At 34.2% G+C, this 17,161-nt stretch carries 19 protein-coding genes; 10 read left to right on the forward strand and 9 right to left on the reverse strand.

Features of this window, described 5'->3' with window-relative positions:
* Nucleotides 1-33: 33 nt before the first annotated feature.
* The 4 genes from CIGNP91_RS05565 to ung all read left to right on the forward strand — a co-directional run bounded on the left by CIGNP91_RS05565 (nucleotide 34) and on the right by ung (nucleotide 2,399).
* Nucleotides 34-999: a putative transporter gene (locus CIGNP91_RS05565; RefSeq protein WP_086234831.1), complete on the forward strand. Its 966-nt coding sequence runs from the start codon at nucleotides 34-36 to the stop codon at nucleotides 997-999.
* Nucleotides 1,000-1,064: 65 nt separating this feature from the next.
* The gene (gene rpmI, locus CIGNP91_RS05570) at nucleotides 1,065-1,256 is read left to right on the forward strand and encodes a 50S ribosomal protein L35 (RefSeq protein WP_086225205.1); all 192 of its coding nucleotides are present in this window, start codon (nucleotides 1,065-1,067) and stop codon (nucleotides 1,254-1,256) included.
* Nucleotides 1,257-1,337: 81 nt separating this feature from the next.
* Nucleotides 1,338-1,691, forward strand: coding sequence for a 50S ribosomal protein L20 (gene rplT / locus CIGNP91_RS05575; RefSeq protein ID WP_086253615.1), 354 nt, complete (start codon nucleotides 1,338-1,340; stop codon nucleotides 1,689-1,691).
* A gap of 30 nt (nucleotides 1,692-1,721) precedes the next feature.
* Nucleotides 1,722-2,399 (forward strand): uracil-DNA glycosylase, encoded by a 678-nt coding sequence (ung, locus tag CIGNP91_RS05580; RefSeq protein ID WP_086253616.1) that lies wholly within the window; start codon nucleotides 1,722-1,724, stop codon nucleotides 2,397-2,399.
* A 25-nt stretch (nucleotides 2,400-2,424) separates the two neighbouring features.
* On the opposite strand, the gene CIGNP91_RS05585 is transcribed toward ung, so the two are convergent.
* From CIGNP91_RS05585 to CIGNP91_RS05615, 7 genes are all read right to left on the reverse strand, one after another.
* Nucleotides 2,425-2,802 carry a hypothetical protein gene (locus CIGNP91_RS05585; RefSeq protein WP_086253617.1) on the reverse strand — a complete coding sequence of 126 codons (378 nt, stop codon included), beginning with the start codon at nucleotides 2,800-2,802 and terminating at the stop codon, nucleotides 2,425-2,427.
* A 126-nt stretch (nucleotides 2,803-2,928) separates the two neighbouring features.
* Nucleotides 2,929-4,272 (reverse strand): anaerobic C4-dicarboxylate transporter, encoded by a 1,344-nt coding sequence (locus CIGNP91_RS05590; protein WP_086225201.1) that lies wholly within the window; start codon nucleotides 4,270-4,272, stop codon nucleotides 2,929-2,931.
* 64 nt (nucleotides 4,273-4,336) lie between these two features.
* Nucleotides 4,337-5,743: an aspartate ammonia-lyase gene (aspA, locus tag CIGNP91_RS05595; RefSeq protein ID WP_086232593.1), complete on the reverse strand. Its 1,407-nt coding sequence runs from the start codon at nucleotides 5,741-5,743 to the stop codon at nucleotides 4,337-4,339.
* A 276-nt stretch (nucleotides 5,744-6,019) separates the two neighbouring features.
* On the reverse strand, nucleotides 6,020-7,024 hold the full coding sequence (locus tag CIGNP91_RS05600) for an AI-2E family transporter (protein ID WP_236845059.1): 1,005 nt from the start codon (nucleotides 7,022-7,024) through the stop codon (nucleotides 6,020-6,022).
* Between the two features lie 23 nt (nucleotides 7,025-7,047).
* Entirely contained in the window at nucleotides 7,048-7,482 is a 435-nt protein-coding gene (locus CIGNP91_RS05605; protein ID WP_086253618.1) for a molybdopterin synthase catalytic subunit, read from the reverse strand.
* A gap of 1 nt (nucleotide 7,483) precedes the next feature.
* The gene (locus CIGNP91_RS05610) at nucleotides 7,484-7,705 is read right to left on the reverse strand and encodes a MoaD/ThiS family protein (protein ID WP_086253619.1); all 222 of its coding nucleotides are present in this window, start codon (nucleotides 7,703-7,705) and stop codon (nucleotides 7,484-7,486) included.
* Nucleotides 7,706-7,714: 9 nt separating this feature from the next.
* Entirely contained in the window at nucleotides 7,715-9,025 is a 1,311-nt protein-coding gene (locus tag CIGNP91_RS05615; protein ID WP_086253637.1) for an NFACT RNA binding domain-containing protein, read from the reverse strand.
* A 62-nt stretch (nucleotides 9,026-9,087) separates the two neighbouring features.
* Here CIGNP91_RS05615 and leuC point away from each other — a divergent pair, with 62 nt between their 5' ends.
* From leuC to CIGNP91_RS05630, 3 genes are read left to right on the forward strand one after another with little or no spacing between them, the layout of a single operon-like run.
* Entirely contained in the window at nucleotides 9,088-10,353 is a 1,266-nt protein-coding gene (gene leuC / locus CIGNP91_RS05620; protein ID WP_086225196.1) for a 3-isopropylmalate dehydratase large subunit, read from the forward strand.
* Nucleotides 10,353-10,892, forward strand: coding sequence for a molybdenum cofactor guanylyltransferase (locus tag CIGNP91_RS05625; protein ID WP_086243278.1), 540 nt, complete (start codon nucleotides 10,353-10,355; stop codon nucleotides 10,890-10,892). The genes leuC and CIGNP91_RS05625 overlap by 1 nt, the downstream gene beginning before the upstream one ends.
* Nucleotides 10,873-11,937: a phospholipase A gene (locus CIGNP91_RS05630; protein ID WP_086238434.1), complete on the forward strand. Its 1,065-nt coding sequence runs from the start codon at nucleotides 10,873-10,875 to the stop codon at nucleotides 11,935-11,937. Before CIGNP91_RS05625 ends, CIGNP91_RS05630 begins: the two co-directional genes overlap by 20 nt.
* Nucleotides 11,938-12,191: 254 nt before the next feature.
* Here CIGNP91_RS05630 and fliI read toward each other — a convergent pair whose 3' ends face one another.
* Both fliI and folE read right to left on the reverse strand, forming a co-directional pair.
* Nucleotides 12,192-13,502, reverse strand: a complete 1,311-nt coding sequence (gene fliI / locus CIGNP91_RS05635) for a flagellar protein export ATPase FliI (RefSeq protein ID WP_086253620.1) — start codon at nucleotides 13,500-13,502, stop codon at nucleotides 12,192-12,194.
* Nucleotides 13,499-14,086 (reverse strand): GTP cyclohydrolase I FolE, encoded by a 588-nt coding sequence (gene folE / locus CIGNP91_RS05640; protein ID WP_086225192.1) that lies wholly within the window; start codon nucleotides 14,084-14,086, stop codon nucleotides 13,499-13,501. Before folE ends, fliI begins: the two co-directional genes overlap by 4 nt.
* Before the next feature lie 131 nt (nucleotides 14,087-14,217).
* Here folE and tig point away from each other — a divergent pair, with 131 nt between their 5' ends.
* The 3 genes from tig to CIGNP91_RS05655 are packed head-to-tail and all read left to right on the forward strand — an operon-like array spanning nucleotide 14,218 to nucleotide 17,160.
* Entirely contained in the window at nucleotides 14,218-15,516 is a 1,299-nt protein-coding gene (gene tig, locus CIGNP91_RS05645; RefSeq protein WP_086253621.1) for a trigger factor, read from the forward strand.
* Nucleotides 15,513-16,097 carry an ATP-dependent Clp endopeptidase proteolytic subunit ClpP gene (gene clpP / locus CIGNP91_RS05650; protein WP_179186976.1) on the forward strand — a complete coding sequence of 195 codons (585 nt, stop codon included), beginning with the start codon at nucleotides 15,513-15,515 and terminating at the stop codon, nucleotides 16,095-16,097. The genes tig and clpP overlap by 4 nt, the downstream gene beginning before the upstream one ends.
* Nucleotides 16,098-16,113: 16 nt before the next feature.
* Complete coding sequence (locus CIGNP91_RS05655; RefSeq protein ID WP_086225189.1) at nucleotides 16,114-17,160, forward strand: GGDEF domain-containing protein; 1,047 nt, start codon at nucleotides 16,114-16,116, stop codon at nucleotides 17,158-17,160.
* The last annotated feature ends 1 nt before the right edge of the window (nucleotide 17,161 follow it).

Here is a 17,161-nt window from a genome sequence, read left to right on the forward strand (position 1 = left end):
GTATAATCGAGCTATTTTATCTAAGGCAAATATATGTTTTCAAGCTTTTTTAAGAGTAAAAAATGGGCTTTTTGGGCTTATGGTGGGCTTTTTGTGATTATTGTATCTTTGATTTTTCAAACTAGATTAAATGTAGCGATTAATGATTGGTATAAAGATTTTTACGATATTATGCAAAATGTCAAAGATCATAGTGTAGATGAGTTTTGGGAGCAAATTTATAGATTTTTATTAATTGCGATGCCTTATGTGATTATCGCTACTATCACTACATTTTTTGCTAGCCATTGGGTTTTTAGGTGGCGAGAGGCTATGACTTTTGGCTATCTAAATAGATGGCGAGAGTGTAAGCACGATATAGAAGGCTCTAGTCAAAGGATGCAAGAAGATGTCTATAGATTTGCTAAGATTACTGAAACTTTGGGCTTACAGATATTAAAAGCTATAATGATATTAATAGCATTTATCCCAGTTTTATGGGGACTTAGCAGTGGAGTGGATCTACCATATTTAAAAGAAATTCCAGGCTCTTTAGTATGGATAGCCTTAGCTGTTAGTGTAGGTGGGCTTATAATATCTTGGTTTGTAGGTATAAAGCTACCAAAGTTAGAATACAATATCCAAAAGAGCGAAGCGGCTTTTAGAAAAGAGCTAGTTTATGCTGAAGATGATAAGGTAAATTATGCGAGTTTTGAGAGTGTATTGGGGCTATTTACTGGGCTTAGATTTAACTATTATAGGCTATTTTTACACTATGGATATTTCAATGTTTGGCTTATTTCGTTTTCACAATTTATGGTTATTGTGCCATTTATAATTATGGGAAATGGGCTATTTAGCGGAGTTATCACGCTTGGAGTCTTAATCCAAGTTAGCAACGCATTTGACCAAGTTCGCAGTAGTTTTAGCGTATTTATAGATAATTGGACGACGATTACAGAGCTTAGAAGCATACATAAAAGGCTTGATGAATTTGAGAAAAATATTAAATTTGGCTAGTTTTATATAGTTTTAAATTCAAATTTGATATAATCCGAGCTTATCTTAAAGTAAAGGAAAAGCGTATGCCAAAGATGAAATCTGTTCGTGGTGCAGCTAAACGCTTTAAAGTTGGCAAAAATAAGATAAAAAGAGGCTCCGCATTTAGAAGCCATATCTTAACCAAAATGTCACCTAAGCGCAAAAGAGACCTAAGACAATCTCAATATGTAGATAGCACAAATGTCTCAGCTGTGAAAAAAATGCTTTGTATATGAGTTTTTGACAATTTAAGTCATTCTAACCTCCCTTTTATGGGGCAAGTTCCAAATTTGGACGCCAATTTGTAAAGGATAAATATGGCAAGAGTTAAAACTGGTGTTGTAAGACGCCGCAGACACAAAAAAGTTCTAAAACTAGCTCGTGGTTTTTATAGTGCTAGACATAAACATTTTAGAAAAGCTAAAGAGCAGTTAGAAAGAAGTTTAGTATATGCGTATCGTGATAGACGCGCTAAAAAGCGTGATTTCCGTAGATTATGGATCATCCGCATTAATGCAGCGTGTAGATTAAACGATATTAGCTACTCAAGATTTATAAATGGTCTTAAAAAAGCAAACATCGAATTAGATAGAAAAGTTTTGGCAAACCTAGCTATGAATGATACAGCGGCATTTGCTAGCATTGTAGCAGAGGTTAAAAAAGCTTTATAATATTTGCCTAGCTTTTGCTAGGCTACTTTTATGTATTCAAATTTAATATCATATCTAGACCCAGAGTGGCAAGAGCTTTTAAAAGATGAGCTAAATAGCCAAAATTTCGCTAATATAATTAAATTTTTAAACTCACAAACCGCTACGATTTATCCACCAAAAGAGCTTATTTTTAATGCATTTAATTTATGCAAACCAAATGATTTAAAGGTTATAATTATCGGTCAAGATCCATATCATAATGCTGGTGAAGCGATGGGATTAGCCTTTAGCACACCAAATAATATAAAAACACCGCCAAGTTTGAAAAATATATTTAAAGAGCTTTTTGATGATTTAGATTGCGATATATTTACTAGTAGAAGCAGTGATTTAACTAGTTGGGCAAATCAAAGTGTTTTGCTTTTAAACACTGCCCTAACAGTAGAGCAAAATCGCCCTGCTTCACACTCTAAAATAGGCTGGCAAATCTTTACTGCTGGTGTTATTCGTGTTATAAATGCTAAATTTGACCACTGCGTATTTATGCTTTGGGGTAATCACGCAAAGGCGCTATCGCCACTGATAGACCCAAATTCACATCTAATTTTACAAGCTGCTCACCCAAGTCCATTAGCAAGGGGAGCATTTTTTGGTTCTAGGCATTTTAGCAAGTGTAATGAGTATTTGCTAACTCATGGCAAAGCCTTAATTGACTGGCTTAGCTAAATAAAAATCTTTAGTTAAAAAGCTATTAATATGCTTTGTAGTATTGGATATTATGTCTAATTTGCATTAGTTCATTTTCATCAATTTTTTCACCCATTTCCTTTAGAGTGCTTAGCTTAAGATTTTGCAACATGTATTGTTTTAAATCTTCAATATTTAAGCTTTTTGGATTGAAATTGATGCGATTATTTTTCAAATCATCATAGGTATAAATCGGAATAATGCCTTTAATAGCAGAAAAACGATTAATATTCTCTTGGTTTTTAGCTATTAATACCACAGGAATACCCATCGCAGTGCAAGGCGCAGCACAATGCAAAGCAGATGTAACTATTAATTTTGCCTTATTTTTATAAGTTTGTAGTAGATCCTCAGTTTTTCTATATAAGTTTTTCCAATCCAAAGATCCATCTACTTCGAAAGAAGCTTCTTGTTGATTAATATATTATAAAATTTGAATTATTTTATAATTAGTAAAAATAATTAAAGGAAAATCTACTCCAAGTAGCTGCCTGGAGTAGATTAGGTGTTAGATTATAGCAGAAGCGATAAAGCCAAATGCCACAGAAAAAGCAATGGCTAAAATGCCAGGGATTAAGAAAGCATGGTTAAATACATATTTACCAAGTCTTGTAGAGCCTGTATCGTCCATTTGAACTGCGCCAAGAAGTGTAGGATATGTAGGCAATACAAATAGAGCCGAAACAGCAGCAAAAGACGCAACTAGCATATATGCATCGCCTGGATTAGCTGCGCTGATACCAAGGGCTGCTATAACCACTGGAGTGATCGCCTTAGCGGTTGCTGCTTGAGAGTATAGAAGCATAGCCGCAAAGAAGAATATAACAGCAAGTAGTGATGGAACAGCCTTAACCCAATCACCAGCTAGAGTTTTAATCTCTTCTGTATAGCCACCAACAAATGTATTACCAAGCCACGCAACACCAAGAACACAAACGCACGCTACCATACCTGATTTAAATACGCTTGTATCGGCTACTTTGCCAACTTCAATTTTACAAAAGATTGTAATAAATGTGGCCACACCTAGCATAAAGCTCATAATAGCAGCATCTCTAGGGACAACGACATTTTCAATAAGAACTGGTTTTCCACCAACTTTAGAGATAGCAGTAGCATATAGAACAACTAGTAAAACACCGATTAAAAAGATAGCAACAGATAGTTTAGCGCCTGGTTTAAGCTCTTTATTTTGAACGCCAGTTGATGGTTTTACTAGACCTTGAGCTAGACGTTCTTTATATACTGGATCTTTGCTTAAATCAAGATTAGCAAATAGTGTAATAATTAAAGCTGTAAGCATACAACCAGCAAATGTAGTTACTAACCATAATCCAATTAGAGTTGGATAGCTCCAACCAAGTGGCTCTAATACGCCTGTCATATAGACGACGGCCGCACTAACAGGGCTAGCTGTGATAGCTATTTGGCTAGATACAACTGCAATTGATAGTGGAGCTGATGGTTTGATATTTTGCTCTTTAGCAACTTCAACAATAACTGGAATCATAGAAAATGCTGTATGGCCTGTACCTGCTAAAATTGTCAAAAAGTATGTAACAGTTGGAGCTAGGAAGTTGATATATTTAGGATTTGAGCGTAAAATTCTCTCAGCTATTTGGACTAAGTAGTCTAATCCGCCAGCAAGTTGCATAGCTGAAATCGCTGCGATAACTGACATAATAATTAAGATAACATCCCAAGGAATAGTTCCTGGTTTCATACCTAGACATAAACCTAGAATAACAACACCGATACCACCGGCGTAACCGATACCGATACCACCGAGGCGAATACCCACAAAGATAGCGCCTAGCAAGACAATGATTTGTAAAATCAATACAAAATCCATAGATTCTCCTTTATTTGGCTTGCTAAGAGATCAACTCTTAGCAAATTTTAACACGAAATTTAGATTATTTATTTTCACCCATATGCGGATTAAGCATATTAGCAGGTGTTAAGATTTTATCAATCTCTTCTTTGGTTAGATAGCCACGCTCTAAGCAGATATCTGCTACGCTTTTACCTGTTTGTAGGGCTTCTTTGGCTATGCTAGCTGATTTTTCGTAGCCGATATATGGGTTGAAAGCTGTAACAATACCAATAGAGTTATAGACAAAATCGCTACAAATTTTTTCATTAGCTGTGATTCCATCTATACATTTGTCAGCTAGAGTTTTCATAGCTTTTTCAAGCATGATAATTGAGTTAAATAGACTATATGCTACAACTGGTTCAAAGACATTTAATTGTAATTGACCACCTTCGCAAGCGAATGTAACAGTAACATCAGAGCCGATTACAGAGTAGCAAACTTGATTTACCACTTCAGGGATTACAGGATTTACCTTGCCTGGCATGATAGAGCTACCTGGTTGCATTTTTGGTAAATTTATCTCATTTAAGCCACATTTTGGCCCTGAGCTTAGAAGTCTTAAGTCATTACAAACTTTTGATAATTTAGTAGCTACCCTTTTTAAAACACCAGAAATTTGGACATATACGCCTGTATCTTGTGTAGCTTCTATCAAGTCTTCGGCTACTTTATACTCATGGCCTGTAACTTCTCTTAATTTTTTCTCTACTACTTTTGGATAATCTGGGTGAGAGTTGATACCTGTACCGATAGCGGTACCGCCTAAATTGACTTCTAATACAAGTTTTCTAACTTCTAGAATTCTCTCAATATCTTCGCCTATCATTACGGCAAATGTTTTAAACTCACGGCCTAAAGTCATAGGCACCGCATCTTGAAGTTGAGTTCTACCCATTTTTAATACATTTTTAAATTCTTCAGCTTTTCTCTCATATGATTTTTTTAGATAACCCATAGCTGTAGCTAGGTCTGTTAAATAATCATGTAAAGCTAGATGAAGTGCAGTTGGGTATGCATCGTTTGTACTTTGGCTTAAGTTTACATGGTCATTTGGATGAAGGAATTGATATTCACCTTTTTTGTGGCCTAAATGCTCTAAAGCGATATTGGCTATAACTTCGTTTGCGTTCATGTTGGTTGAAGTACCAGCACCACCTTGGATCATATCTACTACAAATTGATCATAGTATCCACCAGCTAGAATTTTGTCGCAAGCTGCGATGATAGCACCTTCTTTTTCTTGATCCAAAAGGCCTAATTCTCGGTTTGCCATTGCGGCTGCTTTTTTAACTCTTGTGATAGCGCGCACAAATCTAGGGAAGTTTTTTAATCTGTCGTGAGATATGTTGAAGTTTTCAACGGCTCTAAATGTTTGGACGCCGTAATAAACATCATCGCTAATTTCTAATTCACCGATAAAATCGTGTTCTTTTCTTGTACCCATTTTTATCTCCTTTGATAAATATTTCAATTAAGATTCTATTACCTTATTACTTAATATATTTTGAAAATTTCAAAAAAGACCTCCAAATGTCGAATTTACGGGGATTAAAATTTGGCGATTATGGATTTTTGGGCTTTTAAAAGAGTATTATTTTTTTTAAAAATATTATATTATAATTGATGTTTAATTTTATTTTAATTTGATTTATATTGAAATTTAGTCCCAAAAAATGAGAATTTGGGACTTGTTAAGTAAGATCTTGTTTAAATTTATAGCTTATTTTACTTTATTGCTTAGTAAGATTGAGATAAATTTAGTATTTGGATTTGCATCTAGAGCAATTTTTATACTCATTGTTAGTGGTACAGCTAAAAACATTCCGCCAATGCCAAAAACAAACCCCCAAAATAGTAAGCTTAAAATCACTACTAGCGTAGAAATACCAAGTCCTTTGCCAAGAAATCTAGGCTCGATAAAGTTCCCAATAGCGATATTTACAACCAAATATATTAAAGTAAGCCACAAGGTTGCGCTCAAATCATTCACAGCTAAACTAACTAAAATAGCAGGAACTGCTGCAATAATAGATCCTATTGTGGGGATATAGTTTAAAATACAAGCCAAAATCGCCCAAAGAGAGGCGTGTGGTACATCAAAAAATATTAAAAATCCCCACACAATCACTCCTGTAGCAATTGATGAAACGGTTTTAATAGCTAGGTAATGTTTTAAATTTGATATAAATGTACTAGCAATATCTAAAGCTATAGGATTTTTGGAGGCAAAGTACTCGACCTTGTCTTTAAAAATCTGCGCTTCAAATAAAATAAATGCTAAAAGCAAAAATACTAAAAAAGATTGCGTAACTATCCCGCCTGTTTGAACTAATAAATTTGAAGTAGTTGCTAAGAGCTTGTCTATATTTATAAAGCTTAATATATTATTACTTATATCGATATTTGCGTTAGTTTTTAAATATATTACTAGGTTATCCATAAATATATCAATTTTAGCTTTATAAAGCGGCAAATTAGCACTAAAACCTAACAAAGCCGTAGCAATAACATTACCTAAAACCCAAAGTCCACTACCGCAAATACCAATTAAAATGATAAATGCAAAAAAGCGATTAATATGCACTTTACTCATCAATTCAAGAGCCGGAAAAGCAATAATTGCTATAAAAACTGCGAGTAAAAATGGCACTACAATCGAACTAGCTAGGCTTAGCCCACCAATAATAATTACAAAACTAGCAATTGCTACTAGATTATATCTCAAATTTATTCCTTATAATATCGATTTTATGCTAAAATTCCAGCATTTTGAAGTTTTTGACTTCGTTTAAGAGCATAAATTCGCTCATTGTTAATTAAATCATACTTCCAAATTGGTGCATTTGCCTTAAAATCTTCAACAAATTCATTTATTAGTTTAAGTGCTACTTTTCTTTGTGGGCTACAAACTCCAGCTATAAAGCTGCTTTCATGCACTGCTACATCGCCCCTGCTATGCGCCATTAAGATTATAGCATTTTGCGATTTTGCTCTTTCTTGCCACTTATTAAACCACGCTTTTAAAATCGGTTCATATAGATCAAAACTAAGCCCACTTATACCGCCCTCATCTCTTACCACGCCTACAAAACTCATAATAGCTCCATAATTTTTAAGCTTATTATCGCTATACCATCGGCTAGTTATTTCATTTGTGTTTAGATTGCCATCATAAATTTCCATCTTAACCTCCACAAACTGGTGGTAAAATACAGATTCTATCACCATCATTTAGCTTAGTATTTATATCACTTGCAATTTCATCATTGATTGCTACAGCGCATAATTCTAGCCATTTTGATACTTGTTCGTTTTGGGTTAAAATTTCCTTAAGCTCTTTTAAGTTTGCAACTTCAAGCTCCATTGCATCAAGTCCAATTGGTCCTAAAAACTCCACTTTTATCATATTTTTCCTTTAAATTTTAATAACTATAGTTTTATAATTTACATAATTTACAAAGGCACCATTTTGGATTTTTACATTTTGTCTTTTTGTATAATCAACCTCATAGCTACCGCTAGATTTAGTGCTAAATTGAACACAAAGCTTGGCCGCAAATAGCGTAATTTCCTCGTTTAAATTTAGCTTATTAGATTTAACAATAACATGTGCGCTAGCCCTATCTTTTAAATGAAACCAAAAATCATCTTTTTTGGCATTTTTTAGCAAAAACTCATTTCCTTTTTGACTTTTACCAAGGCTGATTTTATATCCATTGATATAGAAATTTTCTACCAAATCGTTAAATTTAGCTTCGCTTTTTTGTCCTTGCTTTTTAGGAGATAAAATCTCAATTTCATTTGTATCACAGCTTGTGTTTATAGCATTTTTAAGAGAGTTTAGAAATTCTAATTTTGTTAGCAAATTTTCTTTTTGAATCTCTATATTTTGTGCTTTTTGTCTTAATTTTTTACTAGATTTAAACATCTCATTTGCTGCAATTTTTGGCGAAGAATCAATAGTAATTTGAATAATATTGCCACTATAATCCATAAGCTTTAAATCTCTATCATAATCATTTAAATTATGCAAATTTGCAATTATTAAATTTGCTTTTTGGTTTAGCTCATTTGCCCTATTATTAAGCTCATAGCTTGTTTGGAGTGTATTTAAATTTGAGTTTAAAATCTCAATTTTTTTATTGATATTTGCTATCTTGTTTGCTTTGATCTGCTCTAAATTTTTTAAAGAAATTTTGGCAAATTCATCTTGAAAATACTCATCAAAATTCTCTATAATTTGGCTTGGTTTTTCTTTTATCTCTATCCCTTCAAGCAAGGTTAAAACCTTACCAACTTTTATACTTCTTGTAGAATTATCAAAATGATGTAAAGCCTCTAAGATTACTCCATTTTCATCGCAGATAATCGCATTAGTAAATCGCCCAGTAAACTCCAAATATAGCGTACTAACAAGCTCTTTATATGAACCTAAAAAAGATGCTTTAATAGCTAAAATTCTATTATTAGGTAAAGTTTTTATACTTAAAATTTTAGCCGAGTTTAGACGCTTTTTAAGCAAAATATCAAATGGAGCCTTATACTCTTTAATTTGAATTTGATCGCTTTTATATATAGCTGAAGATGTTTTATTTAGATCAAATATCAGCTCATAATCACCATCAAATCTAATAGCAATCATCAAATCACCAATTCTTTTGATAGATGAAATTTTACGAAATTTAGACAAAAATTCTGAGATTTGGGTTAAAATTTTGTATTTCATAAGCACGATTATACCAAAAATTTGCTACAATGTAGCCCAAATTTGGTTAAAAAAGGAAGTGTATGAAGCAGACAATAACTGAGAAAATTTTTAGCGAGCATGTAGGCAAAAAAGTAAGCGCTGGTCAAATCGTAGAGAGCAACATTGATATGGTAATTGGAAATGATATTACTACACCAATTTCTATCAAAGCTTTTAAAGAAAGTGGAGCTAAAAAACTAGCCAATCCAAATGGTTTTGCTATTGTGATGGATCACTATATCCCAGCAAAAGATATAATGAGTGCCAATCAAGCTAAAATCAGTAGAGATTTTGCTTATGAGCATGATTTACCAAATTTCTTTGATGAAAAAGATATGGGTATTGAGCATGCGCTAATGCCTGAAAAAGGTCTAGTAGTTCCAGGTGATGTTATCATTGGAGCTGACTCTCATACCTGTACGCATGGTGCTATTGGTGCATTTAGTACTGGTATGGGAAGTACTGATTTAGCATATGCAATGATAACAGGTAAAAACTGGTTTAAAGTGCCACCAACGATAAAAGTTGAGTTTGTAGGCAAACCAGGCGATCATATCTATGGTAAAGATCTAATCTTAGAAGTTATTAGAATGATTGGCGTTGATGGTGCGCTTTATAAGGCGCTTGAATTTACTGGTGATGCTATGGCGTATCTAGATATGGATAGTAGATTTAGCCTTTGCAATATGGCTATTGAAGCAGGCGGTAAAAGCGGCATAATCGCAGTTGACGATATCACAAAAGAATTTTTGAGCAAAGTAAATTTAAGAAGCGAGCCAAAACTTCATTATAGCGATGAAGGTGCAAACTATGACCAAATAATCACAATCGATGTTAGCAAACTTGAACCAGTAATTGCATATCCATATCTTCCAAGCAATGGTAAAAGCGTAAGTCAAGCTGTAAAAGATGATATTAAGATTGATCAAGCATTTATTGGAAGTTGTACCAATGGTAGATTAAGCGATTTAAGAATAGCAGCTCAAATTTTAAAAGGCAAAAGAGTGGCTAAACATACAAGGCTTATCATCACTCCAGCTACTCAAAAAATAGCCTTACAAGCACAAAAAGAGGGCTTAATGGATATCTTTGTAGAAGCTGGTGCAGTAGTAAGCAATCCAACTTGTGGTGCATGTCTTGGTGGATATATGGGAATTTTAGGCGCTGGGGAGAGATGTATCAGCACAACAAACCGTAACTTTGTAGGCAGAATGGGCGATCGTACAAGTGAAGTTTATCTAGCAAATTCAGCTGTCGCTGCAGCAAGTGCAATTGCTGGTAAAATCGTAGATCCAAGAGATATCTAATGCAAAATGCGTTGATACTAGCTGGCGGCAAAAGCTCTAGAATGGGTACTGATAAGACTTTGCTAGAGTTTTGCGGGGCGCCTAGTATCACGCATTTTTTATTTGAGCGTTTAAGCAAGCATTTTGATAATGTAAAGGTTGCAAGCAAACAGGAAAAATTTAATCCAAAATTGCCACTTTTAATAGATGAATTTAGCGAATTTGCTCCAATTTATGTCATTGCAAATTTAGATAAATATTATAATAATCCAGTCTTTATAATAGCAGCAGATACTCCATTTGTTGAGATTGATACTATTAAAGAACTATCAAAACAAAAGTCTCAAATAGCCATAGCAAGCGATGATGAGTTTATGCATTATCTATGTGGATTTTACTCTCCAAGTGTGGCTAAGTTAGCAAGACAAATGATAAAAAATGGCGATTTACGCCTAGCAAATTTAGCAAAAATTTGCGAGTGCGAGAGTATTAAATTTGGGAATCTGAAGCAATTTTTTAATATAAACACTAAAGCCGATTATGAAGAAGCTAATATTTAGCATTTTTTTATTTTATGGCGGATTTATTAGTGGTTTTGCTGATGAATTTAGAGGCAAAATTGATGAGTGTAGTGATGAGTTAGTAGCTAATTTTAGTGCTATAGAGCTTTATCAAAAAGCAGTAGAATTTGAAAAATCTAGCAATTTTAAACAGGCTTTAAAATATTACAAACTCTCAGCTCAAAAGTCGCTTAAAAAATCTAGTGATTTATCTTTACAATCAGTATCTAATTTAGAGCAGAGTTTAAAATCTGAGCTAATTTTAAGCCCTAAGATAAATTTACCCACTCAAACTAATAAGCAATCAAATTCAAAATCTAAAATCAATAAAAATAATCAAAATTCACAAGAAAATGAACTATTTTGGGGAATTACGGCATATCAAAATAACTACTTTTTACCTATTTCATATTCAAGCTACAAAGGCACTCATAAAGATATTACCAGTGAGTTTTCTATCAGTCTTAAAAAACTCATAGCTAGTGATATAATCGGACTTAATGAGGATTACTATTTTGCTTACACTCAGCTTTCATGGTGGGATATTTATGCTGATTCTTCGCCATTTTATGAAAATAATTATCAACCAGAAATTTATACTCAAATACCAGTTGATTTTTATAATTTTAATCATATTCGCCTTGGATTTTTACATGATTCAAATGGCAAAAGTGAGCTAGAATCTCGCTCGTGGAATCGTATCTATAGCTCGTTTGAGTTGGATTTTGGCAAGTTAAGTTTAACTCCACGGCTTTGGCTTAGGCTACCTGATAATGAAGATGACAATCCAGCTATTGTTAAATACAATGGAATTATTGATTTAACTGCATATTATAAGCTGCCTAGCGGCTCATTTATCCAAAGCATTTTTAGTAATAATTTACGCTTTGATAAGGAAAATAAAAGCTCATTTGAGTTACGATATCTGCATTATATTGGGGATGGATTTTATATTTATTTAAGCGGATTTAGCGGTTATGGATATGAGTTGGTGTATTATAATAAGTATCAAAATCGCATTGGAATTGGTATTGCGTTTAGATAAGTTTTGATTTGCAATATATTAAAATGGTTTAAAATTAAATTAATAGTTAGTCGTAAATTATCTTTGCAAGAAAAATAGCTAAAAATAAAAAAGCACAATATAAAGGGCGATAAAAAAGAGATTGAAGTCTTCATTAATATCTATAAAAGATAGATGGCATTAAATTAATAACACTCCCAACTACTTTAGCGGTTGGGAGTGTTACTTAAATAGATATTACTTGCTAAATTTATAATTCAAACAAAATCAAGTTCTTACACTCCTGCGATTTTAGCAAGTGTTTGGATAGTTTGAGTAAATTGGACATTCTCATCGGGATTTTGTTTCATAAAATCCTCCATAGCAGCTTTTTTGCTTATAGCATAATCTAACTCGTTATCTACACCTTTTTGGTAGGCGCCAATGCGGATTAAAACCTCATTTTCTTTTAACATCGAAAAGAGTCGTTTAAATTTACTCGCATTTTGTCTATGCTCTTTAGTAATTACGTCGTTCATAACACGGCTAGCTGAGTTTAAAATATTAATTGGAGGATATATCCCAAAGTCTGTTAGCTCTCTACTTAGTACGATGTGACCATCTAGTATAGAACGGCTTTGATCAGCTATCGGATCGCTCATATCATCGCCCTCGACTAAAACGGTGAAAAATGCCGTGATAGAGCCTTTGCCTTCTTCTTTACCGGCTCTTTCCATGAGTTGCGGCAATAAGGTTAAAGCGCTCGGTGGATAGCCTTTTGAAGTTGGCGGCTCGCCTAAGGCTAGGCCGATTTCACGCTGAGCCATAGCAAATCTAGTTACGCTATCCATCATAAATAGCACATCTTGCCCTCTATCTTTAAAATACTCTGCAACACTCATTGCGCAAAATGCGCCATATTTTCGCATTAGTGAACTATCATCGCTAGTGGCTACTACTATTACTGTGTTGATCAGGTCTCCGCCTAGATTTTTTTGGATAAATTCAGGCACCTCACGCCCACGCTCACCAATGAGCGCAATGACTTTGATTGGAGCTGTAGTATTTTTTACTATCATTCCCATTAGAGTGGATTTCCCAACTCCTGAACCAGCAAATATTCCAAGTTTTTGACCCTTTCCACAAGTTAGCAATCCATCAATGCTCTTAACACCAACACTAAAACATTCATCGATTAACCCACGTTTCATAGCTGGGATTGGCGGACGCATTATAGAGATTAGTTCCATACAGTTAATTGGTCCTTTATCGTCTTTTGGATTCATAAATGGATCAACTACACGCCCTAGTAAAGCCTCTCCTACTGGAATGCTCATCCCTTGATCGCTTGCATAGACTCTATCGCCAACTTTAAATCCTTCAACAAAGCCAAATGGGCTAACGCAAGCACCATTTTGATGGAGTTCTGTTACCATTCCTAGTTCAGTTTTATCGCTGTCGATACTAGTTATTTTTACTATATCGCCAATGCTTGGACGCAGACCAGATATCTCGATATTATTGGCATTAATGCGAGTTATTATGCCAAAGACGCTAGAGAGATTTACTTTTTTAGCGAGGCGATTTTTGATATTGTTCAGGCTCAAAATTTAACCGATTTTGGTGAATTTATTAGATCAAAGAACTCTTTGCGAGTCTCTGGGTTTTTTATAAATGAACCACGAAGTGCCGAAGTTGTAGTGACTGAATTGATTTTTTCAACGCCTCGCATCTCCATGCACATATGTCTAGCCTCTAGTACGACTCCAACACCTTTTGGATTAATCGCTTCTTGCAAGGCCTGTGCTATTTGTTCAGTCATCTGTTCTTGAATTTGTAATCTTCTAGCGTATATATTTACCATTCTTGGGATTTTGCTTAGCCCTACGACCTTTCCATCTGGAATGTAGGCTACATGTGCTCTACCGATTATAGGCAAAAGATGATGCTCACAAATACTATAAAACTCAATATCTTTGATTAAAACCATCTCATTATTGCTACTTTCAAACATCGCATCGCCTAGGATATCTAAAGGGCTTTGACTATAGCCTTGAGTGATGAATTCATAGGCTTTTGCGACTCTTTTTGGAGTGTTTAGTAATCCATCTCTATTTGGGTCTTCACCCATGATTTCAAGCATCTTTTTTACGCAGTCTTGAAATTCAGTCATTCTGTTTTTATCAAACATAATTCACCTTAAAAAAATTTTGCATAATTTTACAATAATTTGACTTGAGAGCAAATAAATTTAGCAATTTATACTTAAATAAAGCAAAATTTTGCTATATTATGCGCCAAATTTTTGTCAAAAGGAAAATAATGAAAGTTAATGCTAAACTTACAAATTCAGTAAATGTTACTGCGACAACAACTCTAACAGCAGATGAGATAAAACAAAAAGTAGAAAAATTAGCACAAAAAGCAGCTAAAAATGTAAAAATTGATGGATTTCGCCCTGGTAAAGTGCCAGTAGCTGAAGTTATCAAAAGATATGGTAAAGACTTAGAAAATGATGCTCGTGGCGAACTTTATAGAGAATTTATAAGCGAATCTGTAAAATCAGTAGAGAGATCAAACTCAGATATAATTTCAGAACCAAGAGTTCTTAAATTTGATGAAAAAGATGGTAATATAGATATTGAAGTTGAAATTTCATTCCGTCCAACTGTAGATGTATCAGGATATGAAGCACTTATTCCAAGCTTTGATGAGCCAAAAGCAGAAAAAAGTGAGATAGACGCTAAAATCAATGAATTTTTAAATATGATGGCTCCACTTGAAAAAGTAGAAAAAGATAGTTTAGAAAAAGGCGACTTTGCTAAATTTGATTTTGAAGGCTTTGTAGATGGCGTTGCATTTGATGGCGGCAAGGCTGAGGGATATGTACTTGAGATTGGTAGCGGTCAGTTTATTCCAGGGTTTGAAGATGGAATGGTTGGATTAAAAGTTGGTGAAGAAAAAGATATAAATGTAACATTCCCAGCTGAGTATGGCGCAGCACATTTAGCAGGCAAAGCCGCAGTATTTAAGGTAAAACTACATGAAATCCAAGGTAAAAAAATTGGGCAATTAGATGCTGAGGCTCTCAAAAAAGTTCTTCCAAATGAAGAAAATCCAACTAAAGAGATACTAGAAGAGCGTATTAGCAGTCAAATCAAAGCTGAAAAAATGGCTAAATTAGTTGCTGAGGAGCTAAAACCTAAATTCGCCCAATCTGCTGTAGAAAAATTTAGCTTTGATCTACCAAATAACATAGTAGAACAAGAGATTGATATGCAGTTTAGAAATAACTGGATGAGTTTTAGCGATGAAGAACGCAAAAAATTCCAAGAAGACCCAAAAGCATTAGAAGAACAAAGAGCAAAATATAAAGATGATGCGCTAAAAAGTGTTAAACTTACATTTATTATTGATGAGCTAGCTAAAGTTCGCAATATTGCTGTAGCCGATAATGAAATTTTACAAACAATCTATTTTGAGGCTTATAGATATGGAGTAGATCCAAAAGAGCATCTAGAAAACTACAAAAAACAAGGTATGATTCCAGCAATTAAGATGGCATTGGTAGAGGAAAAATTATTTACAGATCTATTTGGCAAAAAAGATGAGAGCAAATAATGATACCTTATGTAATTGAAAATGATGGCAAGGGAGAGAGAAGCTATGATATCTACTCTCGCTTGCTTAAAGACCGTATAGTAATGCTCACTGATGAGATAGAAGATCGTATGGCTAGTGCAATTGTAGCTCAGCTACTATTTTTAGAAGCACAAGATCCAGATAAAGATATCTATCTATACATAAATAGCCCAGGTGGTGTAGTAACTAGCGGTATGAGCATCTATGATACGATGAATTATATCAAGCCTGATGTCTGTACCATCTGTATCGGTCAAGCTGCTAGTATGGGCTCATTTTTGCTAAGTAGTGGGGCAAAAGGCAAGAGATATATTTTGCCAAATGCTAGGGTTATGATTCATCAGCCTCTAGGCGGAGCGCAAGGTCAGGCTACTGATTTAGAGATTAGAACCAAAGAAATTCTAAGAATCAAAGAGAATTTAAATAGTATTTTAGCTAAAAATACAGGCCAAAAACTAGCAAAAGTTGTAAAAGATACAGACAGGGATTACTTTATGAGTGCCCAAGAAGCTGTGGAGTATGGTATTGTTGATACGATTTTGACAAAGAGTTTTAAATAAATTTTAAGGTGTTGAGATGGTTAAATTAGATGAAGATAAAAAAGCAAGGCCAGCTCCTAGACCGGCTGTAGTTAGAACTGGAATTCGCCCAACTGCTATGGGTAGCGATGATGAGAATGTTGATTTAAATAAATTCTCTTCTGCGGTTTTAAAGCAGTTGCTAGCTGAGAATATCCAGCCAACACCTGAAAATTTTGATATATATTTTAGAAAACTTTTAGAAAGTAAGCCTGCAAATTTTCAAAAAAAGGTCTTAGAGCTATTAGATTTTAGCAAAGAAGACAAGCTTGACCGTCAAGCCTTAATAGAAAAAGATATTAAAACTGGCTTTGCCCAGATTCGTTCTATGATGCAGATTATATCGCTTATTTATAAGAATTTAGGCATTATGAAAGGCATAGCTAAAAAGCGCCTAAATGAGATGAGCGCTAGTGCTAATCCGCTTGAAATTCAAGGCAATATCAAGGCTTTTGGTGAGGAGTTGAGTAAGCTAAATATTTTAATGGAGCGCCACATCGGAGCTATTAAAACTAGCTATGAAGAGGTTGATAAAATATTTAAAAATGTTGAAGATAACTCTATTTATGACTCCAAATTTGAAGTTTATAATAAAAAATATTTACTAAAAGTTTTATACGATGAGTTTAATGATGTTAAACGCTATAAATACAATGTAAGCATCATGCTAATTCATGTTAAAGATAGTGTTTTAAACAAAATCCCAAGCCTAAAAGACAAAAACGGAATTTTACGAAATATTGCCAAAATTCTACTTAAAACATCACGCCGAAGCGATATTGTGGCTCACTATGGTGATGGTTGTTTTGCGATGGTGATGAAGCACACAGATCTTGAAAGTGCCAAAAAGGCAGCCCAAAGGATTGCAGAGCTGCTTTATCAAACTACATTTTTTATGGGCGAAGATGAACTAGATATGGATATGGAGCTATCTGTTGGTTCGATTGATCCTGAGAGTAGTATAGAGGAGATTCTATCAGCACTTTTAGATGCATTGCCTCGTAGCGGCAAAGGGTTAAAGCTATTTGAGACTGTAGAGAGCTAAT

The organism is Campylobacter sp. P091, assembly GCF_002138935.1.
Classification (GTDB): Bacteria; Campylobacterota; Campylobacteria; order Campylobacterales; family Campylobacteraceae; genus Campylobacter; species Campylobacter devanensis.

Coding starts and splice junctions, on each gene's coding strand:
- CIGNP91_RS05610 (WP_086253619.1), bottom strand. CDS start 7,705: ATGATAAAAGTGGAGTTTTTAGGACCAATTGGACTTGATGCAATGGAG.
- rpmI (WP_086225205.1), top strand. CDS start 1,065: ATGCCAAAGATGAAATCTGTTCGTGGTGCAGCTAAACGCTTTAAAGTT.
- ung (WP_086253616.1), top strand. CDS start 1,722: ATGTATTCAAATTTAATATCATATCTAGACCCAGAGTGGCAAGAGCTT.
- CIGNP91_RS05615 (WP_086253637.1), bottom strand. CDS start 9,025: ATGAAATACAAAATTTTAACCCAAATCTCAGAATTTTTGTCTAAATTT.
- folE (WP_086225192.1), bottom strand. CDS start 14,086: ATGTTTGATAAAAACAGAATGACTGAATTTCAAGACTGCGTAAAAAAG.
- CIGNP91_RS05630 (WP_086238434.1), top strand. CDS start 10,873: ATGAAGAAGCTAATATTTAGCATTTTTTTATTTTATGGCGGATTTATT.
- CIGNP91_RS05655 (WP_086225189.1), top strand. CDS start 16,114: ATGGTTAAATTAGATGAAGATAAAAAAGCAAGGCCAGCTCCTAGACCG.
- CIGNP91_RS05590 (WP_086225201.1), bottom strand. CDS start 4,272: ATGGATTTTGTATTGATTTTACAAATCATTGTCTTGCTAGGCGCTATC.
- tig (WP_086253621.1), top strand. CDS start 14,218: ATGAAAGTTAATGCTAAACTTACAAATTCAGTAAATGTTACTGCGACA.
- CIGNP91_RS05565 (WP_086234831.1), top strand. CDS start 34: ATGTTTTCAAGCTTTTTTAAGAGTAAAAAATGGGCTTTTTGGGCTTAT.
- CIGNP91_RS05625 (WP_086243278.1), top strand. CDS start 10,353: ATGCAAAATGCGTTGATACTAGCTGGCGGCAAAAGCTCTAGAATGGGT.
- CIGNP91_RS05605 (WP_086253618.1), bottom strand. CDS start 7,482: ATGGAAATTTATGATGGCAATCTAAACACAAATGAAATAACTAGCCGA.
- aspA (WP_086232593.1), bottom strand. CDS start 5,743: ATGGGTACAAGAAAAGAACACGATTTTATCGGTGAATTAGAAATTAGC.
- rplT (WP_086253615.1), top strand. CDS start 1,338: ATGGCAAGAGTTAAAACTGGTGTTGTAAGACGCCGCAGACACAAAAAA.
- leuC (WP_086225196.1), top strand. CDS start 9,088: ATGAAGCAGACAATAACTGAGAAAATTTTTAGCGAGCATGTAGGCAAA.